Raw genomic sequence first — 21,823 nt, 5'->3', positions numbered from 1 at the left:
ATCGTGCAACGATGAGTGTCATGCGCAATCAGTGCCACCCTATGGGTCTTCGCGAGCGACGTCGTCGCCAGACGAGCGCGGACATCCGCGACGCCGCGGTGCGCCTGACGACCAGCCGCGGTTTCGACAAGGTGACCATCGAGGAGATCTGCGTCGAGGCGGGAATCTCGACGCGGACGTTCTTCAACTACTTCCCCACCAAGGAATCGGCAATCGCCTACGGCCCCTCCGACCTGCCCCCGGAGCTGGCCGAAGATTTCGTCGCGGCCGGGCCGGCACCGTATCGGGTGATCCTGGCGGAGCTGATCACGCTGGCGGCGCACCATCTCCGCGACGTGCCCCCACGACGCGAACAGGCCGTCGGGATGCTCGAGCTCGCCAAGACCAGCCCCGCCGTCATGGCCGCCTTTCTCGCCGAGCTGGAGCGGTTCCAGAACCAGCTGACCGACATCGTCGCCCGCCGCCAGGCGATGCGGCCGGAAGACGAGATACCCGCCTTGATCGCCGCGCTGGCGTTGACCGCCGTGCGGTCGGGCATCGAGCGCTGGGCCAGTGGCGTGCCGAAGGATTCCGACGACACCCCGATGCCCTACGTCGAACGCGCGGCCGCGCTGGTCAACAGCATCTTCGCGAAGTGAGCCCGGATAGTTAGCTAGATCACTTTTTTGCACTGTCTGCAAACTCTGCAGGCGATGTACTATGCTTTGGTGGCATCAGGCGGGGGTTCGACGATGCAGGGCAGATTTCCAGGGGCCCGACGGCTCAGACCGTACAGATCGCGGCGGGTCATGAACTTCGTTGTGGCGCAACGTAATGCGGTGATCACCTAGCGGGTGATGCGGCACCGTTGATTGACCAGGAGAGGAATCCACGCAGGTGCAGCTATCCAGGATCGTGCGCAACGCGTGGTTGCCGCTGTTGATCGTCGCGGTGGTGGTGATCGGCGGGTTCACCGTGGCGCGGGTCAAGACGTTCTTCGCTGCCAACGACACCGGCGTCATGACCAGCCCCCGGCAGGACGATTCCAAGCCGTTCAAGCCCAAGGTCGTCAAATACGAGATCTTCGGTTCGGCCAGCCACGCCAACGTCAACTACCTCGATCTGTCCGCCGACCCGAAACGCGTCGACGACGCGCCGCTGCCCTGGACGCTGGTCCTGAGCACGACGGCCCCGTCGGTGTTCCCGAACCTTTCTGCCCAAAGCGACGGTGACCGCCTCGGTTGTCGCATCACGATCGACGACGAAGTGAAGGACGAGAACATAACCAACGGCGTGCACGCCCTGACCTTTTGCTTGGTGAAATCCGCATGAGCGCAAGCACCGAACACCCGACCGATACCCTTCCGGTCGCCAGACACGCGGAGCGCCCGGCGATCCCGCGAATCATCCGAAAGTTCGCCCTGCCAATCGTTCTCGGCTGGATCGCGATCATCGCGGTGCTCAACACGATCGTCCCGCAGCTGGACGAGGTCGGGAAGATGCGCTCGGTGTCGATGAGCCCGGACGACGCGCAGTCGGTCATCGCGACCAAACACATGGGTGACGTGTTCCACGAGTACAAGTCCAACAGCTCGGTGATGATCGTCCTCGAGGGCCAAAACCCGTTGGGCAACGACGCGCACGCCTACTACGACCAGATGGTCAAAAAGCTGGACGCCGACACCAAACACGTCGAACACGTCCAGGACATGTGGAGCGATCCCTTGAGTGGGGCCGGCGTCCAGAGCAATGACGGCAAGGCCGCCTATGTCCAGGTCTACCTCGCGGGCAACCAGGGCGAGGCCCTGGCCAACGAGTCGGTCGAGGCCGTGCAGAACATCGTCAAGAGCCTGCCGGCGCCCAACGGGGTCAAGGCCTACGTCACCGGGCCCGCCGCCGTGCAAGCGGATCAGCACATCGCCGGCGACCGCAGCCTGCAGGTGATCACGACCGTCACGTTCGTCGTGATCATCGCGATGCTGCTGATGGTCTACCGGTCCATCATCACGGTGCTGCTCACGTTGGTGATGGTGGTGCTCGAACTCTCCGCGGCGCGCGGCATGGTGGCGTTCCTCGGCTACTACAACATCATCGGGCTGTCCACCTTCGCCACGAACCTGTTGGTGACGCTGGCAATCGCGGCCGCGACCGACTATGCGATCTTCCTGATCGGCCGATATCAGGAGGCCCGGTCGGTCGGCGAATCGCGAGAAGACGCGTACTACACCATGTTTGGCGGCACCGCGCACGTGGTGGCCGGCTCCGGCCTGACCATCGCCGGCGCGACGTTCTGCCTGCACTTCACCAACCTGCCCTACTTCCAGACGCTGGGCATCCCATTGGCCATCGGCATGGTGGTCGTCGTCGCGGCAGCTCTCACGCTCGGCCCCGCGGTGATCTCGGTGGCGTCGCGGTTCCGCCAGACGCTGGAGCCCAGGCGGGCGCAGCGGACCCGCGGCTGGCGCAAGGTCGGGGCCGTCGTCGTCCGGTGGCCCGGCCCCGTTCTGATCGTGACGATCGCGATCGCACTCATCGGCCTGCTGACCCTGCCCGGCTACCGGACCAATTACAACGACCGCAAATACCTGCCCGCCGATCTGCCGGCGAACGCCGGTTATGCGGCGGCGGACCGGCACTTCTCGAACGCCCGGATGAACCCCGAGCTGCTGATGATCGAAAGTGACCACGACCTACGCAATTCCGCCGATTTCCTGGTCATCGACAAGATCGCCAAGTCGATCTTCCGGGTGCCCGGAATTTCGCGCGTGCAGGCGATCACCCGTCCGCAGGGCACTCCGATCGAGCACACCTCGATCCCGTTCCAGATCAGCATGCAGGGCGTCACCCAGCAGATGAATCAGAAGTACCAAGCGGATCAGATGGCCGACATGCTGCACCAGGCCGACATGATGCAGACGACCATCGACAGCATGGAAAAGATGCAAAGCATCACCGCGCAGATGGCCGACGACATGCACGTGATGGTCAGGAAAATGCATGACATGACCATCGACATCCAGGAATTGCGCCAGCACATGGCCGATTTCGAGGACTTCTTCCGGCCGATCCGCAGCTACTTCTACTGGGAGAAGCACTGCTACGACATCCCGGTGTGCTTCTCGATTCGGTCGGTGTTCGACGCCCTCGACGGCATCGACACGATGACCGACGACATCCAGAGCCTGTTGCCGATCATGGATCATCTCGACACGCTGATGCCCCAGATGGTGGCGCTGATGCCCTCCATGATCGAGAACATGCGGGCCATGAAAACGACGATGCTGACCATGTATTCGACCCAGAAGGGCCTGCAGGATCAGCAGAACGAGGCACAGAAGAACTCCAACGCCATGGGCAAGGCGTTCGACGCCTCCAAGAACGACGACTCGTTCTACCTGCCCCCGGAGACGTTCAACAACGCCGAGTTCAAGAAGGGCATGAAGAACTTCCTTTCGCCCGACGGCCACGCCGTGCGGTTCATCATCAGCCATGACGGCGATCCCATGACGCCAGAGGGCATTTCGCACATCGACGCGATCAAGAAGGCCGCTTACGAATCGCTCAAGGGAACGCCGCTGGAGGGCTCCAAGATCTACCTCGGCGGCACCGCGGCCACCTACAAGGACATGCAGGACGGCAGCAACTATGACCTGCTGATCGCCGGAATCGCCTCGCTGTGCCTGATTTTCATCATCATGCTGATCATCACGCGCAGCGTCGTCGGCTCGGCCGTGATCGTGGGCACCGTCCTGATCTCGCTGGGCGCATCCTTTGGACTCTCGGTCCTCATCTGGCAACACCTGATCGGCATCGAACTGCACTGGATGGTGCTGGCGATGTCGGTCATCATCCTGCTGGCCGTCGGGGCCGACTACAACCTGCTGCTGGTGGCCCGGTTCAAGGAGGAGATCCACGCCGGCCTGAACACGGGCATCATCCGCGCGATGGGAGGGACCGGGTCGGTGGTCACGTCGGCGGGCCTGGTGTTCGCGTTCACGATGATGACGATGGCGGTCAGTGAACTCACGGTCATCGGCCAGGTCGGCACCACGATCGGCCTCGGCCTGCTCTTCGACACGCTGATCGTGCGGTCATTGATGATGCCGTCGATCGCCGCGCTGCTGGGCAAGTGGTTCTGGTGGCCGCAACGGGTGCGGCAGCGGCCGCTGCCTGCGCCGTGGCCCACGCCGGCGAAGGAGCGCGAATCGTTCGCGGTGGCGCCCTGAACTAGGGAGCGAGTCGCCGAGCCTGCGCACAGCGCGTGCTTGGCACCAATTCTCTAGCGCTGGGCGCAGTCTCGGCGAGAGGCTAGGTCACCCACTCGGGCTGCTGGCTGGCGTCGACCACGGAGAAGTCCTTGTGTGCCAGGCCCGCGGTGGTGCCGCCGTCGACCACGAACTCCGAGCCGGTCGAGTAGCTGGACTCGTCGCTGGCCAGATACACCACGAGACTGGACACCTCCTTCGGCTCGCCGATCCGGCCCACCGCGGTATTGAAGATGTCTTCGGGGACCCACTCGGTCATCGGCGTCTTGATGAGCCCGGGATGAATCGAGTTGACCCGGATTCCGCTGGGCCCCAGTTCCAGTGCGGCCGACTTGGTCAACCCGCGGACCGCGAATTTGGTTGCGGTGTACCCATGGCAACCGATGGTGCCGGCCATGCCTTCGATCGAGGAGATGTTGATGATCGATCCCCGTCCCGCTTCCTTCATGGGTTTCACCACGGCGCGGATGCCGAGGAACACTCCCGTGAGGTTGATGTCGAGGATGCGTTGCCACTCCGAGAGCTCGTAGTCCTCAAACGTGCCGATGTTGATGATGCCGGCGTTGTTCACCAGGACGTCGACCCCGCCGAACTCGGTCACGGCGGTGGCCACCGCGGCTTCCCACTGTTCGGGTTTGGTGACGTCCAGATGCACGTAGCGAACGGTGTCGCCGAGCTCGGCCGCGACGGCCTTGCCCTCGTCGTCGAGGATGTCGCCGAACACCACCTTGGCCCCCTCGGCGACCAGGGTCCGCACGTGTGATGCGCCCATCCCCCGAGCCCCGCCACTGACGAGCGCGACCTTCCCCGCCAACCGTTCTGCCACTGTGCGTCTCCTGTCATCCGGTGCGTTTTTTGCACCATACAGACGCACACAGATGTATGACCAGGGCCGCGACGCGTCGCGATCCCCGCAGTCGCGACCCGACGAACGCCGTTACTTGCTGGGCTTGCTCGCCGGGTGCTTTGCGGGGCAGTAATCCGCGGTAGCCGCGGCGACGAACATTTGGGCTTGGCCCTGGTTCAGCCGATGCGAGCCGGTCAGTTGGTCTATCTCGTCCTTCTGGCTGTAGCCGGCGTCGAGGTCTTTGCACATGACCTGGGCCGCCTTCACGTCCATTGCCGGGCCACCGAGGTCGACGCCATGCGCCTGCAGGTATTCCGTAAAGTCCTGGTCCGTCTGGTCGGCGCGCGCGACGCTCGACGGAGCCAGCATGAGAGTGGCCAGCGCACCGAGCGCGCAGGCAGAAATCTTCCCAACAATCCGGTGCTGCTTCATCGTTCCCCCATCACATTCAAGGCTCGACACCTAGTTCGGATTGACCCAAACCGCTGAAATTACACGTCGGACTGTTTCTAACATTTACCGTGTCTAGCATCGATGATTGCATACGGCAAAGATCATTGCTCGCCAGGTCACGCCCGTCAAGGGCCGACGCACGCCGCGGCCGACGAGGCAGGAAGGTTTACCGGCCGTTGGTCGTTAATTCCGGCTGAATTAAATGCCGCGGGTCACCGTTTCGAAGATCGCTGCGGCGGAAGTGACGGCCTTGTCCGCGTTTCCTTCGTCGTGCAGGAGCATGCGCACGCCGATGCGTCCGGGCCCACCGGCATGCGCCGTGCCCTCGACGCGGAAGGGGCCCACCTTGCCGCGGGACATGAACATCACGTGCCAGCTGATGACCTGAAGCTTCCGGGTGCCGGCGACCTCGGCGGCCAGGTCGGTTGCGGCGGTCTCGAGGACCACGTGCTGAGGCCCGATGTGCAGCGCGGCGTCCGGCGAGGCGAGCTCGGCGCTCAGCGCGGGCAGCACCCAATGCCCGTCGTCGCGCTTGTCGGCCCCGAAGGCCTGCCACAGCGGGGGCAGGTCGGGCGAATCCTCGATCACCAGCTCGGTGCCCGAAACATCCATCTTGCCAAGGCCTTCCGGGGGAACACCGATGACGGCTCCCTGGCCCTCGTTGAACGCAATCACCCGGTCGGGGTTGTCGGCGTCGACGATCTTGCACCGGCCGTAACCCATGGTCCGGCCCTGGTGCACGATGCCGGACCCGACGATCTCGATCCGCGAAACGTCGTAGCCGGGGTCGATGATCTGTACCGACGCGATGACCGGGTTCGGCACCGCGACCATGTCGGTCTGGCATCCCTCCGGCGACGAGATCGCCAACGGCGCCACCATGAGCCCGCCGGCCTCGTTGCGCATGTCGCGGCGAATGGTCACGGTGTCGTCGGTCTCGCCGATGTTCATCGCCGAGTGGTTACGGCCGATGTAGCGATAGCTGAGCAGCCCGGTCCAGCGTCGGTACAACTCGTCGCGGTAGGCGCCGGCGTCGTTGGTCAGCTCTCGGATGTCGCGAAGTTGGTCGCTCACCGTTGATCTCCCTTCGCCGCTTTGCCCCGGCGCACCTGGTTGAACGGCACACCGCGGTCGGCGGCGTACTCGCGCGGAAAGTTCAGGACCCGTTCGCCAATGACGTTGCGCGCCATCTCCGTGGTGCCGCCCCCGATGCTGGCGATCTGACGGCCCAGATATCGCATGCCGATACCGAGCAGCCCCGCGTCATCGTCGACCACGCCGGCCGAACCGGCAATGGCGAGGGCGGTGTCGTTCTCGACGTCGTGCACCTCGGCCATGTCGAGCCTGATGATCGACCCCGCGGCGGGCGGCAAGGATCCGTCGACGACGGCGTGGTAGACGTGCTCGCTCAGTTGCCCGTGCACGGCCCGGTGCACCAGGACGCGGCCCACCATCTCGCGGACGCGTTCGCTGTCCCCTTGCCTGGTGCTGTCGACCAACGACATCAGGTCGATCGAAATGTCCTCGGCCTCAGCGATTCCGGGTCCGCTGGTGTACTCCGAGCCGTCGCCCATGGTGCGGCGCTCGTGGTAAAGCTGTCGTGACGCGACGTCCCAGCCCTTGCCCGGTTCCCCGACGACGGCGTCGTCGCCCACATCGACGTCGTCGAAAAACTCCTCGCAGAATTCGACCGAGCCATTGACCTGGCGGATGCGGTTGATCGTCACGCCGGGGTGTCGAAGCGGCAGCAAAAACATCGTGAGGCCGTTGTGTTTGGGTGCGTCCCAGTCGGTTCGGGCCAGGCACAGCCCGTAGTCGGCGGCGAACGCCCAGGTGCTCCACGTCTTGGCGCCGTTGATGACCCACCGTCCGTCTCGGCGGTCGGCGCGGGTGATCACCCCGGCGAGGTCCGAACCGCCACTCGGTTCGGAGAGCAGCTGGACGAGCACTTCGTCGCCGCGCAGCGCCGCGCCGACGTGGGTGCGCTTCTGCTCCTCGGTGCCCATGTCCAGAATCGTCGCGCAGCAAATGGCGAACGACGGGACGTTGAGCAGCAAGGGCGTCTCGTAGGCGGCCGCCTCGGCGTCGAACGCCTTCTTGTACTCGTAGCTCAGCCCGAGGCCGCCGTACTCGCGGGGAAAGCAAATCCCGGCGAAGCCGCCGTCGTACAACTTGCGTTGCAATTCGCGAGCGCGCCGCCAGGACGCCAGTTCGTCGCGTTCGAGGACCATGGCGTCTTCAGAGTCGAGCCTCGGCAGGTTCGCGGCCAGCCACGCTTTGGCGCGGCCGCGGAATTCTTCGACCGACTCGACGGTCACCGAATTCGCCTGTGCGTCATCGCCGATGGCCTCCTCGGGCTTGTGCTGGGCGACTGTACAGCACCGCTTGACGACTGTACAGGTCGCCTAGGATGCGTTCAGCTTCACCGCGGCGCGAACGAGCGCCTTGAACGCAGCCTCGTCGACCTCGTCGCCCTCGTGGAAATCGATGGCGCGCCGGGTGCTGCCGTCGAGGCTGGAATTGAAGAGGCCCGACGGGTCCGCCAGCGAGGCGCCCTTGGCGAACGTCACCTTGACCACGCTCTTGTAGGTCTCGCCGGTGCAGATCGTGCCGTCGTGGTACCACACCGGGACACCTCGCCACTTCCACTCCTCGACCACGTCGGGGTCGGCCTGCTTGATCAATTCCCGGATGCGAGAAAGCGTTTCGCCGCGCCAATCGCCCAGCTCTTTGATCCTGGCGTCGATTAGCTTCGAGGGAGAGTCCGTCATGTTGCCTTTCCGGTGGTTTCGTCGGGGATGGTGATGGCGATCTTGCCGACGTGTTGGCCGGCACGCATCACCGCCAGCGCCTCGTCCAGCTGCTGCCAGTCAAAGACATGGCTGATGTGGGGCTTGATGCCGGTGGCCGACATCAAATCGCAGAGGGACCGCTGCGACTGCACGCTGCCCACCGTAATTCCGACGATGCGCAGGTTGTTGAGCATCACTTCCGCGACGGAGATGGGCGCCGTGTCGAATCCGCTGAGGACGCCGATCACGGCGACCGTGCCGCCCACCCGCGCCGAGTGCACCGACTTCGCCAGAGTAGCGGGCCCGCCGAGGTCGACGATCAGGTCGGCGCCCTGTCCGCCGGTCAGTCGCTTCACCTCGGTCTCCCAGTCCGGGGTCGCGCGGTAGTTGATGAGATGCGTTGCGCCCAAATCGGATCCAATTTTCAGCTTGTCGTCGGACGACGACGTCAAAATCACCGTGGCGCCCAGCGCCCGGGCGAGCTGCACCGTGAACAACGAGACGCCGCCGGTCCCCTGGGTCACCACGACGTCGCCGGCACCGATGTTGGCCTCCATCAGCGCACTGAAGGCCGTCACGCCGGCACACGGCACGGTGGCGGCTTCGACGTCGCTGAGGTGCGCGGGCGTGCGGACCAGAGCCGACACGCCGGCGACGCGGTACTGCTGCAACCACCCGTCTTCGGTGTCGCCGGGCAGCTCCCGTTTCGACTCCGGCGTGGGCGGCCCATCCAGCCAACCGGGGTGGAACGCGCCCATGACGCGGTCGCCCACTTGCAGCCCGTCCACCCCGGGCCCGACCGCGACGACCTCTCCCGCACCGTCGCTCATCGGCACGCGCGGCCACGGCCCCGGGAGCAGCCCCATGAGGTTGATGTTGTCGTGAAAGTTCAGGCTCGACGCCCTCACCCTGACCAGGGCCTGGCCCGGGCCCGGTCCATCGACCGGCCTGTCCACGGTCTCGAGGGGCGCCCCGGGCCCCGGCATCACCACCGCACGCTGACGATCGGGAATGCTCATGCGATTCGGCTCCTCACGTTCGGCGCTTGCGCCCTGTAGATGTGACGATAAGCATCCGCGGGCGACCGTTGATTCCCCTGGGCGGCGCAGACCGCCTGGGCGCCACCCGAGGCGTCGATCGCTTCTCGGGTTACAGTTTCGGGGTGAAGTGTCACGCGAGGGCCCCGCGATGACGGGGGACGCCGCAGCAGATCACGCCACCGCGCTCCTGACGATCGAGGCCATCAAACAGCTCAAAGCCCGCTACTGCCGGTACCTCGACAGCAAGGACTGGGCGGCGTGGCGGGCGCTGTTCGCCGACGACTTCGTCAGCGACACGTCCGAGGCCGGCGGCAAGCTGATCGTCGGCGCCGACGAGTTCGTGGCGTTCACCCGCAAAGGCATCGGACGCCCCACGCAGGCGACGGCGCACCAGGTGCACGCGCCCGAGATCGAGCTGACGTCGGCGACGACGGCGCGCGGGGTGTGGGCGCTGCAAGATGTGGTTCGCTTCGGGCCGGGGGTGACGCTGGTCGGGTACGGCCACTACCACGAGACCTACGAGAGCATCGACGGGCGCTGGCTCATCAAGAGCTCCAAGCTGACTCGGCTGCGGGAGGACATCGTCACCCCGCTGTTCTCGATCTATATCTCCGACCGTATCCGGCGGGCCGCCACCAAGCTCGCCGGCCGAATGATGGAGCAGTGATACGCCGATGAGTGCTGGCACCATTTTGATCACCGGCGCGTTCGGCCAGGTCGGCAAGCGATGCGCGCAAATCCTGCTCGACCGGGGACGGACCGTCGTCGCCACCGACCTGCGGACCGAAAAGACCCTGGCCGCCGCGGCGGAGTTGTCCCAGGGCCCCGGCAAGCTGATTGCGGCCTACATCGACCTACTGGACGCCGAGGCGGTGGGCGACCTGATCGCGACCCATCGGCCCGAAGCGATCGTTCACCTCGCCGCCATCGTTTCGCCGCCGTCGTACCGCAATCCCGCGCTGGCCCGACGAGTCAACGTCGGGGGCACCGAGACCCTGCTGGCGGCGGCCGCCCAGCTGCCCGATCCCCCGCTGTTCTTGATGGCGTCCAGCGCCGCGGTCTACGGGTCGCGCAATCCGTACCGCTACCCCGAGCGGATCACCCCGGAGACGCCGGTGCAGCCGATCGACCAGTACGGCGAGGACAAGGTGCTGGCCGAGGCGGCGATCCGGGCCAGCGGCCTGCCGTATGCGATGTTTCGGCTGGGCGGGGTGATCTCGCCGGATACCCAGGCAAGCATCAGCGGCGACCACTTGCTCCTGATGCGCTCGATGCCCGGTGACAACCGCATCCACATGGTGGACGCGCGCGACGTGGCGCTGGCGTTCGCCAACGCCGTCGATCGGGGTGCCAGCATCGCCGGCAAGGTGCTGCTGATCGGCGGCAACGATTCGTATGTGATGCTGCAGCGCGACCTCGAGGACGACCTGATGACCGCGGCGGGCCTGGGCCGGCTCGGGCCCTCGGCGAGCCTGCCCGGCGACCCAAGCGACGACCGCGGCTGGAGCTTCACCGGATGGTTCGACACCACCGAAGCCCAAGCGCTGCTTGACTTCCAGGAGCACGACTGGCACGAGTCGACCGCCTGGGTCGCCGAATCCCAGGGTCGTACCCGCATCGTCCTGTTGGCGTTGGGCCCGATCCTGCGACCGGTGCTGCGCGCCCTGCTCAAGCTGCAGCGCCGCGCCGAGGGCCGTGGCCCGTACGCCGACCCGTGGGGGCTGATCGAGCAGAAGTACGGCCCGGCGGCGCTGGCCGCCTCGGATTAAGGGCTATCCGCCGGACGCGAAGAAGATCGCGGCCTTGCGAATCGAGTCTTCGACGGGCTCCGGTTTCCACCCCAGTTCGCGTTCGGCCTTGCCGTGGTCGAGCGGCGACATCAGCTCCGCCATACGAATTCCCGCGTAGGCGAACGGAAGGTCTCGGCGCAGCAGCCGCGCCGCCAGATCGTTGACGCGCGCACCGGCGCGCACCACCGAAATCGGGATGCCGATGCGCGGCGGGCGCCTGCCGACGGCGGTGGCGGCGATCTGGTGCAGCTCCCGGCCGCTCATGTATCGGTCGGACACGATGTAGCGCTCGCCGTTTCGTCCCCGTTCCGCGGCCAAAAGCATTGCCCTGGCGGCGTCCTCGATGCCCACGACCTCCGACGAGTAGCCGAAGTAGAACGGGAAACGGCCCTTGGCGACGAGGGCGATCAGGGAGCCGTGCGGCGTCGGCGCCCAATCGCCGGGACCGTAGGTGGTGGAGATGCACATCGCCACGGCGGGCAGCCCCCGCTCCCGGGCGTACGACAGCAGCAGGTTCTCGCCGGCCACCCGAGCCTCGATGTAGGGGCCGCCCTGGTCCCAGTTGTGCGGGTCGCCTTCGGTGACCGGCCGGCTGTCGCTGATCGCCAAAGAGCCCGTGGTGCTGGTGTATACAAACCTCTGCAGGTCGGCATCCAGGGCGGCGTCCAGAACGTGCCGCAGCCCTTCGAAGTTGGTGCGAAACAACGGCGCCGGATCGCGCAGCCACATCCGGGCGTCGACCACGCATTAGTACACGACGTCACATCCGGCCATGGCGGCGCGCAGGGCGTCGTCGTCGAAGACGTCGCCGTAGCAGCGCTCGACGGGGAGGTCGTCGATCCCGTGGGTGGAACTGGTGCGGCGCAACATGACTCGCACATCGGCGCCTGAGGCGACGAGCTGCCGCGTGACATGGGACCCGAGGAAACCGCTGGCCCCGATCACCAGCTTCTTTTTGGCGACCACTAGCGATCGATCCATCCCATTTGCGCCTCGGCGTGGTGGCCGCCGACGGGTGGGGTGAGTCGGTCGATCCTCGCCAGTTGGTCGGGGGTGAGTTCGACGGCGTCGGCGGTGACGTTCTCTTCCAGGCGGGCGACGCGCTTGGTCCCCGGAATCGGCACGATGTCAGGACCTTTCGCCAGCAGCCAGGCCAATGCCACCTGGGCCGGGGTGGCCCCCGCGTCGGCGGCGATGTCGCGGAGCTCGTCCGCGCTGCGCAGGTTGTGCTGGAAGTTCTCGTCGAAGAAGCGGGGGTTGGTCTTGCGGTAGTCGCTGTCGGGGAGCTCTCCGTTGGAGCGGATGGCGCCGGTGAGGAACCCGCGGCCCAGCGGCGAGTAGGCGACGAACCCGATGCCGAGTTCGCGTAGCACGTCGAGCACCCCGTCCTCGGGGTCGCGGGTCCACACGGAGTATTCCGACTGCACAGCGGTGATGGGATGCACGGCCTGGGCCCGGCGGATGGTGTTGACGCCCACCTCGGAAAGACCGATGTGCCGGATCTTTCCGGCCGCCACCAGCTCGGCCAGGGCACCGATCGTGTCTTCGATCGGGGTCTCGCGATCGAGGCGATGTTGGTAGTAGAGGTCGATGTGATCGGTCGCCAGCCTCTTCAGGGATCCCTCCACCGCGGTGCGGATGTTGGCCGGGCTGCTGTCGAGGCCGTTACGGCCGGTGTGCGAGATCAGGCCGAACTTTGTCGCCAGCACCACCCGGTCGCGGCGGCCCTGCAGGGCGCGGGCGACGAGTTCCTCGTTCACGTAGGGCCCGTAGACCTCCGCCGTGTCGATCAACGTGACACCGAGGTCGATGGCGCGATGGATGGTGCGAATCGATTCGGCGTCGTCGGTGCCGGCGCCTGCGTACGCGACGGACATGCCCATCGCGCCCAGGCCGAGGCGTCCGACTTCGAGTTGCGCGAGATGAGCCCGTTTCATGGCCCCCATTGTGCGCCGGGCTCCTCGGGGCCACCGGGCGGGTACGGTTGCGTTCGTGCAGGACACAGCGCGACCGGCCCGCAATCTGGCGGTCGACTTCTACCGCGTGTCGGGTGTGATCCTGATCGTGCTGGGGCATTGGTTGGCCGGCTCGGTGACCTATCACGACGGCTCCTTCGGTCGGCAGAACCCGCTCGTCGACATACCGTGGACCCAATGGCTGACCTGGCCCTTCCAGGCGGTTCCGACGTTCTTTCTGGTCGCCGGCTACGCCGGCGCGTTGTCCTGGACGCATCGGCGCGAAACCGACGGTGTGTCGCGCCAGGCCTGGCTTCGGCACCGGCTGGCCCGCGTGCTGGGCCCGACGGCGGTCTACGTGGCGCTGGTGTTGGTGGTGGTTGCGGTTCTCGACGTCGGCCATGTGGCCCGTACGACGATGGAGTACGCGGGTTGGGCCGTCGCAATGCATTTGTGGTTCCTGGCCGTCTACCTGATCGTCGTTTCGCTGACCCCGATTGCGGTTGCGGCGCATCGTCGTTGGGGGCTCCTGGCGCCGGCGGCGTTGGGGGTGGGGGTCCTGGCGGTGGACGCCCTCTCGATCGGTGCCCACGTGCATAACCTTGGCTGGGTCAACTACCTGCTGTGCTGGGGGGCGTTCTACCAGCTCGGGATCGCTTGGCGCGGAGGGCTACTGGGCGGCCGCAGAGCGGTGGTGCTGGCCGCCTGCTCGGCGATCGCGCTCGGGCTGCTGATCGGGCTGGGGATGTATCCGGTCAGCATGATCGGCGTTCCCGGGCAGACGATCGACAACACGACGCCACCCACCGCGGCGCTGCTGGCGTTCGGATGCGCGCAGGGCGGGCTGGCGATAACGCTCGCCCCCGCGCTGAACCGCGCGCTGCGCGCCGCCCGGGTCAAGCGGGCGCTGGCCATCGGCAACAACAACGTGATGGCGCTTTACCTCTGGCACATGATCCCGGTCGTGATCGTTGCGATCGTCGCGTATCCGGCGGGCCTGCTGCCCCAACCGCCGGAGGGAACGGGCCTGTGGTGGCTGGCCCGGCTGGAGTGGGTGGTCGTCCTCGGCGTCGTGACGGCAGTCGAGCTCGTGTTGTTGTGGTCGTTGCGGCGTGTTTTCGCGGCCCCGCTGCCCATGCTGGGTGTGCCCCTTACGGAGCGCTGGGGGGAAGTGACCATGCTGGTCGGTGCCGCGCTGGCCGCCGCTGGCCTACATTTCTTCGCCTACGCGGGGTTCGCGCCGGACGGCCGCCTACCGTGGGTGACCACCGCGTTGTTCGCCGGCGGCGTGCTGCTGGTGGCGCTTCGCCCGACCAGGACCGGCCGGAGCGCGCTCGATCCGGCACCGGCGACAGGGAGGACTCGGGCGCCCCGGGGATAACGGCCCGGCCCGTTTGGCAAGCGACTTACGACCCCTTGAGAGGGGCCGTAATGCCCTGGTCGGAGGCCGTATCTGGGAGAAACGTCTCTGGCAGGTCCCAACGCCCTCGCAAAGGGAGTACGCAGATGTTAGACAGCCTAGCGGTCACCAACAACCACGGCCCTCAAGGGTGCGCCCGGGATGCCCAAGTATTGAAGGAATCCGGCGTACACAAGCTCGTCGTTCTGGACCGCGACGGCAACTGCCTAGCGTTTGTATTGGCTTGGGATAGTTTCGAATACGACGCCGAGACGGACGCCTACGTGTGCGTCGCCGATCGTGATGGCGCCGAACTTCTGACCGTGTACGCAGCCGGTGAGATCAGCTCCGCGCCCGGCGAGGACATGTATGTCGTGACGGCACCGGACGGGTCCGGCCCCGCACGCCGCGGGCCCCGCTGACCAAACCGTTACGTGTATTCGCGCCGCCGAACGCTATGATAGACCGTTCGTACGGTTAGTTATGCCGAAGGGTTGAAGAATGCCCAGGTCGCCTGGCAGGCGTGGCGAGATTCTGGACGCGTTCGTCCGCTACGTGGCCGAACGTGGCTATGAGAGAACGAATATCGGCGACATCGCCGACGAACTCGGCATGTCGAAGGGCACGATCGTCCACCACTTCGGCACCAAGGCCCAGATGCTGCGGGAGCTCGAAGAGACCCACCTGGCCCTCCAGCTCGATGTGCTGCGGATGGCCTGGGATCGCCTGGCCGCCCCGCACGAGCGCATCGCGGCAATCATTTACGCCTCCGCACTGCTGCAGGTGAGCGCGCGCCACGCGACGGTCGCGAGCCAGCGCGAGGTGGTTCAACTGTCCGACGACCCGGCGATGCAGCACGTACGCAAGCTGCGCGATCAGTTGCAGGCACACGCGATTGACGAAATCCGCAACGGAATCGACCTCGGCGTGTTCCGAAGCGTGGACGTCGAATTGGCGGCGCTGCAGTTGTGGGGATCGCTGGAGTGGATGTGGGTGTGGTTCGATCCGGCCGATTCCCGGACGCCCGAAGAAGTCGGCGCCGCTTTCGTCGACGTGTTTCTGGGCGGGCTCCTGCTCGACCGCCTCGGGCTCGCCAAGTGGGCGAACCCGTCCGCCGCCGTCGTCACGGTGGTGCGTGAGTGCCTCGCCGCGGTCACGGCCGGGCGACGCTGACGGGCGATCGCCGAAACGCGTTGCACGGGAGCCAAAGTCGCCGATAGTCGGCGTGCATGACATACCGCTGAGCTGGCTTGCGCCGGCAGCCGCCATGAAACACAAGAAGCCCTGATAAAACCGGGCGTTACGCGGATCGGCACCATGATTTGGGCGAAAGCGGGCGAGATTTGCGATTTATTGACCGCACGTACGGTCTAATGCGATAGTTGCAGCGTGGCGCAAACGATGGCGGCGACGGGCCGGAGGGCGGGGACCCGGGCCGCCGCCTGGGAGGACCACGGAGTGAGCCAGCACCTCGAACGGCATGATGCGCGACGCCGGGGGTCGCGTCGAGCACCGTTGGGACCGATCGCGTCGCGCGGCAGCCGGCAGGCGTCATCTCTCGAGCCACCATCGAAAAGCGCTCTGCCGCGCCGATTTTCGGGGCGTACCTACCCTAAGGGCAGGGCCGTGAATCGGAATCACGCCGGCTGGCTCCGCCGCTCCCCCGCGCCGCCGCGTCGCTCACGTGAACGGCCGGCACAAGAGCCGCAATCCGTCACGCATCCGCGCCGGGGTCTGCGCCGATGACCACTACGCACTCGTTTGCCGGCAAAGTGGGCCAGCGGATCCGGCCGGGCACCGAAGTCGCCGGCGGGTTCTTCCGGATGTGCGTGCTGACCGGCAAGGCCCTGAGGCAGCCGTTCGAGTGGCGCGAGTTCATCTGGACCGGCTGGTTCCTCATGCGGGTGTCGCTGCTGCCGACGATCGCGGTGTCCATCCCTGAGACCGTGCTGCTGATCTTCACGCTCAACCTGCTGCTCGCCGAGATCGGCGCTGCCGACGTCTCCGGTGCCGGTGCCGCGATCGGCGCGGTCACCCAGCTCGGCCCGATCGTGACGGTGCTGGTGGTCGCCGGCGCGGGAGGCACCGCCATCTGCGCCGACCTCGGCGCCCGCACCATCCGCGAGGAGATCGACGCGCTCGAGGTACTCGGCATCGACCCGATCCACCGGCTGGTGGTGCCACGCGTCGTCGCCTCAACGATGGTCGCGGTGCTGCTCAACGGCCTCGTGGTCGCCGTCGGCCTCGGGGGCGGCTACCTCTTCAGCGTCTACCTGCAGAACGTCTCGAGCGGTGCCTACCTGTCCACGTTGACGGCGCTGACCGGCCTGCCGGAGGTGGTGATCGCGTTCATCAAGGCCGCGACGTTCGGGCTGATCGCCGGCCTCGTCGGCTGTTACCGCGGGCTCATCGTCCGCGGCGGGTCCAAGGGTCTGGGCACCGCGGTCAACGAGACGGTGGTGCTGTGCTTCATCGCCTTGTTCGCGGTCAACGCGGCGCTGACCACCATCGGCGTCCGGTTCGGGACGGGGCGCTGATGACGGTCACCGCAGCGGAATCCACGGCGCCCGCCCGCTTCTCATGGGCCAGCCTCAGCCGATACGGCGAGGCCCCGGCCCGGGCACTGGTCGAGATCGGGCAGATGGTCTGGTTCGCGATGACCGCCGTCGGGCAGATCCCCTTCGCCATGCGCCGCTACCGCAAAGAAATGTTGCGGATGGTCGCCCAGATGGGCATGGGCACCGGCGCCATGGCCGTGGTCGGCGGCACCGCCGCCATCGTCGGCTTCATCACCCTGTCCGCGGGCTCGCTGGTCGCCATCCAGGGCTACGCGACGCTGGGCAACATCGGTGTCGAGGCGTTCACCGGGTTCTTGGCCGCGCTGGTCAACGTGCGGTTCGTGGCGCCCGTGGCCGCCGGTCAGGCGTTGGCCGCGACGGTTGGTGCCGGCGCCACCGCGGAACTGGGCGCCATGCGCATCAGCGAGGAGATCGACGCGCTGGAGGTGATGAGCATCCGGTCGGTCGCCTTTTTGGCGTCCACCCGGGTGGTGGCGGGTCTCGTCGTCATCATCCCGCTCTACGGGTTGGCGATCACCCTGGCCTTCGTGTCCCAGCAGGTCACCACGGTTTTCTTCTACGGGCAGTCCGCCGGCACCTACAACCACTACTTCCACACATTCCTGCGCCTCAACGACGTGGGCTGGTCGTTCGCGGAGGTGATCCTGGTCGCGGTGGTCGTGATGACCACCCACTGCTACTACGGCTACACCGCCAGCGGCGGGCCGGTCGGCGTCGGCGAAGCCGTCGGCCGGTCGATGCGGCTGTCGTTGATCACGATCGTCGTCGTCGTCGTCCTGACCGCGATGGCGGTCTACGGCAAGAGCCCGAACTTCAACCTCACGGTGTAGCCGCCCATGACGACTCGGACAGCGGCGGCCCCGCAAATCAAGGATCACCCGCCACGGATCCCGCCCTACAAGACCACGGCCGCGGTGTTCCTGGTGATCGCCGCGGTGGTGTTGTCGTTCGTGTGGCTGCAGTTCCGGGGCCGGCTCACGCCGAAGACGCCCCTGACGATGGTGGCCCCCCGGTCCGGCTTGGTGATGGATCCGAATTCGAAGGTCACCTACAACGGGGTGGAAATCGGCCGGGTGGCCAGCATTTCGCAGATCCAGCGCGATGGCGTGCCGGCGGCCAAGTTCGTCTTGGACGTCCAGCCCAAGTACATCGACCTGATCCCGGCCAACGTTGAGGCCAATATCAAGGCGACCACCGTGTTCGGCAACAAATACGTGTCGTTGACCTCACCGAAAAACCCGACGGCGCAACGCGTTACCACGAGTCAGGTGATCGAGGCGCGGTCGGTGACGACGGAGTTCAACACGTTGTTCGGGACGATCACCTCGATCGCGGACAAGGTCGATCCGGTCAAGGTGAACCTCACGCTGGCCGCGGCGGCGCAGGCACTGACCGGGCTGGGTGACAAGTTCGGGCAGTCGATCGTCAACGGCAACACCATCCTTGACGACATCAATCCGCAAATGCCGCAGATCCGCCACGACATTGCGCGGCTGGCGGACCTCGGCGACACCTACGCGAACGCCGCACCGGATCTGTTGGACTCCCTTAACCACGCGGTGGTCACGGCGCGCACCCTGCACCGGCAGGAGGCCGACCTGGACGCCGCGTTGCTGGCCGCGGCCGGGTTGGGCAACACGGGTGAGGACATCTTCGCCCGCGGCGGCCCCTACTTCCAGCGGGGCGCCGCGGATCTGGTGCCCACCGCCCAGCTGCTCGACACCTACAGCCCCGAATTCTTCTGCACCATCCGCAATTACTACGACGAAGAGCCCGCGGCCTTCGCGACGACGGGCGGCGGCAACGGCTACGCGCTGAGGACGATGACCGAGCTGACGTCGGGGTTGGGCGGCATCCTGACGCTCCCCGGGCTGGCCGGCACGGTGGCCACCATGGGGCTCCTCGGGCTGGCCGGACTGGTGGGCGGCGCGCCGAATCCTTATGTCTACCCGGACAATCTGCCGCGGGTGAACGCTCGCGGCGGACCCGGGGGTGCGCCGGGTTGCTGGCAAGCCATCACCCATGACCTGTGGCCCGCGCCCGAGCTGGTGCTGGACACCGGCGCCAGCCTCGCGCCGTACAACCATCTGGACACCGGCTCGCCGTACGCCATCGAGTACGTGTGGGGCCGCCAAGTCGGGGACAACACGATCAACCCATGAAAATCACCGGCTCCGCAATCAAGCTCGGCATCGTCTCGTTGGTGCTGGCGCTGATCACCGTCTCGATCGTGGTCGTGTTCGCGCAGCTGCGCTTCAACCGCACCAACAGCTATACCGCGGAGTTCAGCAACGCCAGCGGCCTCAAAGACGGCCAGTTCGTCCGCGCCTCCGGAGTGGAGGTTGGCAAGGTCAAGAAGGTGCGCCTGGTCGACGGTGGCCGCAAGGCGCAGGTGGACTTCGCCGTCGACCGCTCGATTCCGCTCTACCAGTCGACGACGGCCCAGATCCGCTATCTCGACCTGTTCGCCAACCGCTTCCTGGAACTCAAGCGCGGCGAGGGTGCGGGTGCCGATCGCGTGCTGCCGCCGGGCGGATTCATCCCGCTGTCCCGAACCTCACCGGCCTTAGACCTCGACGCCCTGATCGGTGGTTTCAAACCCCTGTTCCGGGCGCTGGATCCGGAAAAGGTCAACACCATCGCGTCGGCGATCATCACCGTGTTTCAGGGTCAGGGCGGCACCATCAACGATATCCTCGACCAGACCGCGCAGCTGACCTCGCACCTCGCGGAGCGTGACGAGGCAATCGGCGAGGTGGTCAAGAATCTGAATGTGGTGCTGGACACCACGGTTCGGCATCGCAAGGAATTCGACCAGACGGTCGACAACTTCGAGCGGTTGATCACCGGGCTGGAAAACCACGCCGACCCGCTTGCCGCCGGCACCGCGAACATCAGCAACGCCGCCGGAACCGTGGCCAACCTGCTGGCCGACAACCGCGCTCTGCTGCACAAGGAGATCGACTACCTGCAGGCGCTCCAGCAGCCGCTCGTGGACCAACGCGATCAGCTCAGCGATCTGATCCACAAGACGCCGACCGCGCTCAACCTGATCGGGCGCAGCATCGGCCTCTACGGCGACTGGGTGAACTTCTACCTCTGCGACCTGACGATCAAGTGGAACGGGCTGCAGGCCGGGGGCCCGGTCCGGACGGTCCGTATTTGGCAGCAGCCCACGGGCAGGTGCTCGCCGCAATGAGAACGCTGACCGAATTCAACCGCAGCCGCGTGGGTCTCATGGGCATCACGGTGTTGATTCTCGGCGTCGTGGTCGGCCAAAGCTTCACCAGTGTGCCGATGATCTTCGCCACTCCGAGCTTCTACGGTCAGTTCACCGACACCGGCCAGCTGAACAAGGGCGACAAGGTGCGCATCTCCGGTGTGAATGTCGGCAAGGTGGAGTCCTTCGCGATCGACGGCGACCATGTCCTGATCAAGTTCGACATCGGCGCCAACACCATCGGCACCGAGAGCCGGCTCGCGATCAAGACCGACACCATCCTGGGCAAGAAAGTTCTCGAGATCGAGCCGCGCGGAAACCAGACGTTGAAGCCGGGCAGCGTCTTGCCGCTGAGCCAAAGCACCACCCCCTATCAGCTCTACGACGCGAACTTCGACATCACCAGGGCCGCCGCCGGCTGGGACATCGACACCGTCAAGCGTTCGCTGAACGTCTTGTCGCAGACCATCGACCAGACTTACCCGCACCTGAGCGCCACGCTCGACGGGTTGACCAAGTTCTCCGACACCATCGGCAAGCGCGACGAACAGATCAAGCACCTGCTCGCACAGGCCCACCAGGTGGCCGGCGTGCTCGGTGACCGCAGCGAACAGATCAACCGATTGCTGGTCAACGCCAAGACGCTGCTGGTCGCGTTCAACGAGCGCGGCCGGGCCATCGACGCCCTGCTGCAAAACGTATCGGCCTTCTCGACGCAGGTGCAGGGGTTCATCAACGACAACCCGAGCCTCAACCCCGTGCTGGAGCAGTTGCACGCCATCACCGACGTGCTGGTGGCGCGCAAGGACGACCTGGCCCAAACCCTCACCTATGTCAGCCAATTCGCCGCATCGCTGGGCGAATCCGTCGCGTCGGGACCGTACTTCAAGATCGTGCTGTCCAACCTCTTGCCGTACTGGATCCTGCAGCCGTTCGTCGATGCCGCCTTCAAGAAACGAGGTATCGATCCGGAGGACTTCTGGCGCAGCGCCGGGCTGCCCGAGTTCCGCTGGCCCGACCCGAACGGGACCCGGTTCCCCAACGGGGCGCCACCGCCGGCACCTCCGGTGCTGGAGGGCACGCCCGACCATCCGGGACCGGCCGTCCCGCCGGGAACGGCGTGTTCGTACACACCACCGGCCGACGCGCTGCCCCGGCCGTGGAACCCGTTGCCGTGCACGGGCGTAACCGTCGGCCCGTTCGGCGGCAGCTTCCCGGCGCCGATGGACGTGCAGGCCTCGCCGCCGAACCCGAACGGCCTGCCCCCGACGCCGGGGATCGCGATCGCCGGGCGGCCGGGCGATCCGCCCCCGGAGGTGCCGGGCACACCCGTGCCACTGCCCACCCAGGCACCGCCGGGCGCGCGCTCCGAGAACCTGCAGCCCGCCGGGCCGCTGCCGCCACCGTCAACGTTCGCGCCCGCCCTGCCTCCGGGGCCACCCGCACCGGCCGGACCCGGGAATCAACTGCCGGCCCCGTTCATCAATCCCGGCGGCACGGGAGG

Annotated in this window: 20 protein-coding genes and 1 pseudogene; 13 read left to right on the top strand and 8 right to left on the bottom strand. The window is 66.4% G+C overall.

Features of this window, described 5'->3' with window-relative positions:
• Window positions 1-20: 20 nt before the first annotated feature.
• From A5712_RS13980 to A5712_RS13970, 3 genes are all read left to right on the top strand, one after another.
• A complete protein-coding gene (locus tag A5712_RS13980) occupies window positions 21-638 on the top strand; it encodes a TetR/AcrR family transcriptional regulator (protein WP_082973430.1) in 618 nt (205 codons plus the stop codon).
• Window positions 639-876: 238 nt separating this feature from the next.
• Window positions 877-1,311 carry an MmpS family transport accessory protein gene (locus A5712_RS13975; RefSeq protein WP_197519382.1) on the top strand — a complete coding sequence of 145 codons (435 nt, stop codon included), beginning with the start codon at window positions 877-879 and terminating at the stop codon, window positions 1,309-1,311.
• The gene (locus A5712_RS13970; RefSeq protein ID WP_068105915.1) at window positions 1,308-4,205 is read left to right on the top strand and encodes an RND family transporter; all 2,898 of its coding nucleotides are present in this window, start codon (window positions 1,308-1,310) and stop codon (window positions 4,203-4,205) included. Before A5712_RS13975 ends, A5712_RS13970 begins: the two co-directional genes overlap by 4 nt.
• A gap of 82 nt (window positions 4,206-4,287) precedes the next feature.
• Here the strand turns inward: A5712_RS13970 and A5712_RS13965 are convergent, their stop codons facing one another.
• The 6 genes from A5712_RS13965 to A5712_RS13940 all read right to left on the bottom strand — a co-directional run bounded on the left by A5712_RS13965 (window position 4,288) and on the right by A5712_RS13940 (window position 9,355).
• The gene (locus tag A5712_RS13965; protein ID WP_068105913.1) at window positions 4,288-5,070 is read right to left on the bottom strand and encodes an SDR family oxidoreductase; all 783 of its coding nucleotides are present in this window, start codon (window positions 5,068-5,070) and stop codon (window positions 4,288-4,290) included.
• Window positions 5,071-5,181: 111 nt separating this feature from the next.
• Window positions 5,182-5,523: a DUF732 domain-containing protein gene (locus A5712_RS13960; RefSeq protein WP_068105910.1), complete on the bottom strand. Its 342-nt coding sequence runs from the start codon at window positions 5,521-5,523 to the stop codon at window positions 5,182-5,184.
• Between the two features lie 219 nt (window positions 5,524-5,742).
• Entirely contained in the window at window positions 5,743-6,618 is an 876-nt protein-coding gene (locus A5712_RS13955) for a hypothetical protein (RefSeq protein ID WP_068105908.1), read from the bottom strand.
• Window positions 6,615-7,862, bottom strand: coding sequence for an acyl-CoA dehydrogenase family protein (locus tag A5712_RS13950; protein ID WP_068105905.1), 1,248 nt, complete (start codon window positions 7,860-7,862; stop codon window positions 6,615-6,617). Before A5712_RS13950 ends, A5712_RS13955 begins: the two co-directional genes overlap by 4 nt.
• Before the next feature lie 87 nt (window positions 7,863-7,949).
• Window positions 7,950-8,315: a DUF1801 domain-containing protein gene (locus tag A5712_RS13945; RefSeq protein ID WP_068105902.1), complete on the bottom strand. Its 366-nt coding sequence runs from the start codon at window positions 8,313-8,315 to the stop codon at window positions 7,950-7,952.
• Window positions 8,312-9,355 (bottom strand): NAD(P)-dependent alcohol dehydrogenase, encoded by a 1,044-nt coding sequence (locus A5712_RS13940; protein WP_068105899.1) that lies wholly within the window; start codon window positions 9,353-9,355, stop codon window positions 8,312-8,314. Before A5712_RS13940 ends, A5712_RS13945 begins: the two co-directional genes overlap by 4 nt.
• A gap of 169 nt (window positions 9,356-9,524) precedes the next feature.
• On the opposite strand from A5712_RS13940, the gene A5712_RS13935 reads away from it, so the two are divergent.
• Together A5712_RS13935 and A5712_RS13930 are read left to right on the top strand one after the other, a co-directional pair.
• Entirely contained in the window at window positions 9,525-10,043 is a 519-nt protein-coding gene (locus A5712_RS13935) for a nuclear transport factor 2 family protein (RefSeq protein WP_068106176.1), read from the top strand.
• Window positions 10,044-10,050: 7 nt separating this feature from the next.
• Window positions 10,051-11,145: an NAD(P)-dependent oxidoreductase gene (locus A5712_RS13930; RefSeq protein WP_068105897.1), complete on the top strand. Its 1,095-nt coding sequence runs from the start codon at window positions 10,051-10,053 to the stop codon at window positions 11,143-11,145.
• A gap of 3 nt (window positions 11,146-11,148) precedes the next feature.
• Here the strand turns inward: A5712_RS13930 and A5712_RS13925 are convergent.
• Together A5712_RS13925 and A5712_RS13920 are read right to left on the bottom strand one after the other, a co-directional pair.
• Window positions 11,149-12,147 (bottom strand): annotated as a pseudogene (locus tag A5712_RS13925) (NAD-dependent epimerase/dehydratase family protein).
• Complete coding sequence (locus tag A5712_RS13920; protein WP_068106174.1) at window positions 12,132-13,103, bottom strand: aldo/keto reductase; 972 nt, start codon at window positions 13,101-13,103, stop codon at window positions 12,132-12,134. The pseudogene A5712_RS13925 and the gene A5712_RS13920 overlap by 16 nt, the downstream one beginning before the upstream one ends.
• Before the next feature lie 55 nt (window positions 13,104-13,158).
• Between A5712_RS13920 and A5712_RS13915 the strand changes: the two genes are divergently transcribed.
• The 8 genes from A5712_RS13915 to A5712_RS13880 all read left to right on the top strand — a co-directional run.
• Window positions 13,159-14,502 (top strand): acyltransferase, encoded by a 1,344-nt coding sequence (locus tag A5712_RS13915; RefSeq protein ID WP_068105894.1) that lies wholly within the window; start codon window positions 13,159-13,161, stop codon window positions 14,500-14,502.
• Between the two features lie 125 nt (window positions 14,503-14,627).
• The gene (locus tag A5712_RS13910) at window positions 14,628-14,942 is read left to right on the top strand and encodes a hypothetical protein (protein ID WP_068105891.1); all 315 of its coding nucleotides are present in this window, start codon (window positions 14,628-14,630) and stop codon (window positions 14,940-14,942) included.
• Between the two features lie 79 nt (window positions 14,943-15,021).
• Entirely contained in the window at window positions 15,022-15,693 is a 672-nt protein-coding gene (locus A5712_RS13905; protein ID WP_068105888.1) for a TetR/AcrR family transcriptional regulator, read from the top strand.
• A 650-nt stretch (window positions 15,694-16,343) separates the two neighbouring features.
• Window positions 16,344-17,057: an MlaE family ABC transporter permease gene (locus A5712_RS13900; protein ID WP_369830390.1), complete on the top strand. Its 714-nt coding sequence runs from the start codon at window positions 16,344-16,346 to the stop codon at window positions 17,055-17,057.
• On the top strand, window positions 17,057-17,929 hold the full coding sequence (locus A5712_RS13895) for an ABC transporter permease (RefSeq protein WP_068105876.1): 873 nt from the start codon (window positions 17,057-17,059) through the stop codon (window positions 17,927-17,929). The genes A5712_RS13900 and A5712_RS13895 overlap by 1 nt, the downstream gene beginning before the upstream one ends.
• 6 nt (window positions 17,930-17,935) lie before the next feature.
• Window positions 17,936-19,261 carry an MCE family protein gene (locus tag A5712_RS13890; RefSeq protein WP_068105873.1) on the top strand — a complete coding sequence of 442 codons (1,326 nt, stop codon included), beginning with the start codon at window positions 17,936-17,938 and terminating at the stop codon, window positions 19,259-19,261.
• Window positions 19,258-20,298 carry a virulence factor Mce family protein gene (locus A5712_RS13885; RefSeq protein ID WP_068105868.1) on the top strand — a complete coding sequence of 347 codons (1,041 nt, stop codon included), beginning with the start codon at window positions 19,258-19,260 and terminating at the stop codon, window positions 20,296-20,298. Before A5712_RS13890 ends, A5712_RS13885 begins: the two co-directional genes overlap by 4 nt.
• On the top strand, window positions 20,295-21,823 hold a 1,529-nt coding region (locus A5712_RS13880; RefSeq protein ID WP_068105867.1), incomplete at its 3' end, for a virulence factor Mce family protein. The genes A5712_RS13885 and A5712_RS13880, both read left to right, overlap by 4 nt.

The organism is Mycobacterium sp. E2327 (genome assembly GCF_001672675.1).
Classification (GTDB): Bacteria; Actinomycetota; Actinomycetes; order Mycobacteriales; family Mycobacteriaceae; genus Mycobacterium.
This window is presented reverse-complemented; position numbering and strand designations above follow the sequence as displayed.